Below are 3,989 nucleotides of genomic sequence, written 5' to 3'. Positions count from 1 at the left end.
GTCATCGAGGCATACAAAATGGGCCAGAGAGACAACCACAAGATCGCGAATCTGACGCGCTGCGCGCAGGAAGACGACAAGCGATTGTACAACATCGGCCGAAAGCTGATTGAACTCAAAGCGTCCTGAAATTCGCTGGGGCGCCGCAAGGTGCCCCATTTTCGATTCTCGCTCCTTGCCGCACGTCGTGCAGGGCACGGTCCTCAAAGAAGTGGCCTTCAGGCGCGCCGTCCTCGAAGTCTATCCGAAGACTCTGGGAAGTGGCATCAGTCATGGCGGCGCTCCTCCACGCCACGAACGCGCGCAAGCAAATCTTCACGCTGCGAAACGGAATGACTCACGCTTCCTAAGGCATGTGCGGCAATAGTCGGCGTACATTGGATGATCGCCGGGAGACGGACGTGACCACCGCCATTCAACTACAGCGCCTCTGTCTCATGATGGCGGGCATGGCGATTGTCGTCCTTCCACTTTCGGGAGCCATGGACCTGTCCACGCCCGCATCGGTGGTCATGGTCGCGGTCGGGCTGCTGTTCACATCCCGCATCGCCACTCGGATGGTCGCCGCCCGGCCCTTCTGAGTTCGAGGTTGGGCCATCCGCTTCGAACAAGAGCCTGCGCGCGTTCGGCGCCCGTCATCGTGGCGCCGCCTCACGGCGCTTGCGCTGGTCCGCCCATTCGCGATCCCGCCGAGCCTGAGCCTCGCGGGCTTCGGAAACCCAGTCCGTGAGGTCGCCGTCATCCTTCGGCGCCCGCTTCGCGTCGCGCGCAGCGGCCTTCTTCTTCCGGGCGATGTCCGCCTCTTTCTGCCTCAGCAATTCTTCGACGGTGACCGGCTCCGCCTTCTGCTTCGGCTGCGCCCAGGCATAGGTCGGGCGCGCCGGGGTTCGCCCGGTACGATCGGCTTCAACTGCCGCACCGGGATCGGATCGATGCCGCTGCGCATCCACGAGGCCGATGGCGTCAGTTAGGCTCAGGCCGGCAGCGGCGGCGACCCGGGCTGCCGCGGCTTCCCCGGCCGCCCGCTCGCCCGATGTGGCGCCGCGATCCATCAGCGCCCGGCATTTCGCGAACCGCTGGCGATCCAGGGGGCGCCGGCTCATGTCCGCGCCCTGGGTGCGGGCCCGTTCGAGGAAATGTCGATCACCCCTGGAGGCCGACCGGGCGGATCACCTCACCAGAGGACGCGCGGCAGGCGCCGCTTCCAGCGCTGCCCGGGCGCCAGGGCCGTCAGTTTCCGGGAAAGTCGTGTCGTGCGCGGCACCGGCGACAAGGCTTCGACGACGGGGCCGGCTGGTGATGCGCCGGCCGTACTTGCGGTCTTAATTGCGATCTTACTTGCAGTGTTGGCCGCCTGGACCGTGTCGGCCTCGACCGAAATCTCGACATCGGCGGCTTTCGGCCTGCGCACCGGGGAGGGCTTGGGGCGACGCACGCGCGCGAGGCGCTCCTCCGCGGGCGCCTCCTGCACCTCGGGCTCGCTCTGGGGCGCGAACATGGGAACGAGGCTCGGCAGGATGCGCCGGGCGGGTGCCTCCGGCATTGTCGGCTCTGCGCGGATGACGGGCGCGCTCGCTTTGGCCAGGGGCGCCTCGGACAGGACCAGAGGCACGTCGTGCCAGAGCGTCTGGCTGGTCGGCGAGCGTGCGGGGGATTCGGAGAGAGAGACGCGAGAGGTACGGGTGTGCTTGATCTCGACCGTAAACGGTCGCGCGCTGCGGCGCTTCATCGGCGTAAAAATCCTAAAGACGTCGGTTCAGCGAGACGAAATGCGCTGACACCAGACAATATCATATGGAGAACGTTCCGTCAGTGTCCAGAACGATCGTGGGGCATGTTTAGTTTTGCCTTCACAAGAAGCCGTGTGTGCGCAACTGCTGTATCGACGACGCCGCGTCGCGATGATGGATGAAGCGTCCGCCGGCCTGTTCCCAAAGGGACCGGTACTTCTCTCGATCATCGACCAGCACGTCGCCCGGGCGGCAATGCTCCCGCTTCAGGGCCGCGCTGGTGGTGATCACCTCGACATCCGGAAAGTGCCGCGCCGCCCACCGGCGCTTCTGCGGCTCGGCCCAGGCCCCGCGCGGCAGCCCGGTCAGGATGATCGGCGTCAGGTGGCGAACGGCCTCGTACAGCGCCATGGCATCAGGCAGCAGCGGAAGCTCACCGAAAAAGTCGTCCTGCGCCGCGAGCCTGTCCCAGAACCGCTTCAGGCCGAAGCGCCGCTCGAACGCCTTCGGCGGCATCCCGAAGGCCCGCTCCGCACCCGCATCGAAATCCGCGAGCACGCCGTCGCAATCCAGGAACACCGTCGACATCGGCAAAGGTACGCCCTCCCACATCCGGCCAGGCTCCTCGACATCGGCAAGCCCTCCCACATCGGGCACTGCTGAGCCGTCTCGCCAACATGCGGGCGCGCGGATCGGTTCGGCGCCGACGGACCGCATGCTCGGGCGCGGCACCTTTCGCGTGACGGACCGCGCGTGATGCGCGGGCGCGAGGCCCGGCGGCCTGGACCTTGCAATGCCGGCGCCATCGCTCCGCCGAACGACAGAACGAGGCACCGTGGCTCACCATCCGATCTCGCGCAGAACCCTCCTCGGCGGCACGGCCGCCCTCGGGCTCGGGGCCCTGGCGCCGGGCCGCGCGCGCGCGGCCGGAACGATGACCGTCGGCGTCATCTATGTCGGGCCCAAGGACGATTACGGTTACAACCAGGCCCACGCCAAGGGCGCCGCCGCGCTGAAGGGCCTCTCCGGCGTCGAGGTCGTGGAGGAGGAGAACGTCCGCGAGACCGCCGACGTCCAGAAGACCATGGAGAGCATGATCAACATGGACGGGGCGGGCCTGATCCTGCCCACCTCCTTCGGCTACTTCGATCCCCACGTCCTCATCGAGGCGAAGAAGAACCCGAAGGTCCAGTTCCGCCATTGCGGCGGCCTCTGGACCGAGGCGAACCCGAAGAATGCCGGTTCGTATTTCGGCTACATCGCGCAGGGGCAGTACCTCAACGGCATCGTGGCGGCGCACGCCACCAAGTCGAAGAAGCTCGGCTTCGTGGCGGCCAAGCCGATCCCGCAGGTGCTCAACAACATCAACGGCTTCCTGATGGGCGCCCGCAGCGTGGACCCGTCGATCACCTGCCAGGTCATCTTCACCGGCGAGTGGTCGCTGGCCGTCAAGGAGGCCGAGGCCACCAACGCGCTCATCGACGGCGGCGCCGACGTCATCACCTGCCATGTCGACAGCCCCAAGGTGACGGTGGAGACCGCCAGCCGGCGCGGCGCCTTCGTCTGCGGCTATCACGCCGACCAGTCGGCCCTGGCCAAGGACCGCTACCTCACCGGCGCCGAATGGGATTGGGGCCCGATCTACAAGGGGTTCGTCACCGGGATGCAGGCCGGCAAGGCTCCGCCGAACTTCCTGCGCGGCGGTCTCGCCGACGGTTTCGTGAAGATGAGCGCCTACGGCCCAGCCGTTTCCGAGGCGGGGCGCCGGAACGCCGATGCCGTCAAGGCCGAGATGATGAAGGGCGGATTTTCCATCATCAAGGGCCCGCTCAAGGACAACAAGGGCAACGAGATCGCCGCCGCCGGCAAGGGGTTCGCCGAGAACGCCCCCGAACTCGAGAGCACGAGCTACCTCGTCGAGGGCGTGAAGGGCTCGGCCTGAGCCGCGCCCGCCCCGAGACCATCGCGACCGAGGAGGACCCCTGCGTGGTTGCCGAGACCGCTCCGTCTCCGATGGCCGTGGCGACGCCCGGCGCCCCGGCGGGCCTGCGGGTCCGCGCCTGGGTGGCGCGGCGCGCGGAGGCGCTGGCGATCCCCCTCGGGGCGCTGGCCCTCGGGCTCGGCCTGTTCAGCCTCTTCCTCCTGAGCCTGGGCAAATCGCCGGCCGCCTTCCTCGACCTCGTCTACCGGGGCGGCTTCGGCTCGGCCTTCGCCCTGCAGAACAGCCTCCAGCGGGCCGCGCCCCTGCTCTTTGCGGCG

At 67.7% G+C, this 3,989-nt stretch carries 5 protein-coding genes and 1 pseudogene; 3 read left to right on the top strand and 3 right to left on the bottom strand.

All coding sequences use genetic code 11. The features are described from left to right. Positions 1–401 precede the first annotated feature (401 nt). Positions 402–581, top strand: a complete 180-nt coding sequence (locus JWQ05_RS15220; RefSeq protein ID WP_299659895.1) for a hypothetical protein — start codon at positions 402–404, stop codon at positions 579–581. A 54-nt stretch (positions 582–635) separates the two neighbouring features. On the opposite strand, the gene JWQ05_RS15215 is transcribed toward JWQ05_RS15220, so the two are convergent. From JWQ05_RS15215 to JWQ05_RS15205, 3 genes are all read right to left on the bottom strand, one after another. Further along, a complete protein-coding gene (locus JWQ05_RS15215) occupies positions 636–1,103 on the bottom strand; it encodes a hypothetical protein (protein ID WP_299659893.1) in 468 nt (155 codons plus the stop codon). 71 nt (positions 1,104–1,174) lie between these two features. Beyond that, complete coding sequence (locus JWQ05_RS15210) at positions 1,175–1,729, bottom strand: hypothetical protein (RefSeq protein ID WP_299659891.1); 555 nt, start codon at positions 1,727–1,729, stop codon at positions 1,175–1,177. A 121-nt stretch (positions 1,730–1,850) separates the two neighbouring features. Beyond that, positions 1,851–2,318 (bottom strand): hypothetical protein, encoded by a 468-nt coding sequence (locus JWQ05_RS15205; protein ID WP_299659888.1) that lies wholly within the window; start codon positions 2,316–2,318, stop codon positions 1,851–1,853. A 247-nt stretch (positions 2,319–2,565) separates the two neighbouring features. Between JWQ05_RS15205 and JWQ05_RS15200 the strand changes: the two genes are divergently transcribed. Together JWQ05_RS15200 and JWQ05_RS15195 are read left to right on the top strand one after the other, a co-directional pair. After that, positions 2,566–3,672 (top strand): BMP family ABC transporter substrate-binding protein, encoded by a 1,107-nt coding sequence (locus JWQ05_RS15200; RefSeq protein WP_299659886.1) that lies wholly within the window; start codon positions 2,566–2,568, stop codon positions 3,670–3,672. 71 nt (positions 3,673–3,743) lie between these two features. Beyond that, positions 3,744–3,989: pseudogene (locus JWQ05_RS15195) on the top strand (ABC transporter permease); the annotation flags it as partial.

It is taken from the genome of Methylobacterium sp. (assembly GCF_028290105.1).
In the GTDB taxonomy this organism is placed as follows: domain Bacteria; phylum Pseudomonadota; class Alphaproteobacteria; order Rhizobiales; family Beijerinckiaceae; genus Methylobacterium.
Note: the sequence above shows the minus strand (reverse complement) of the source record. Positions and strands in the feature narration are given on the sequence as shown.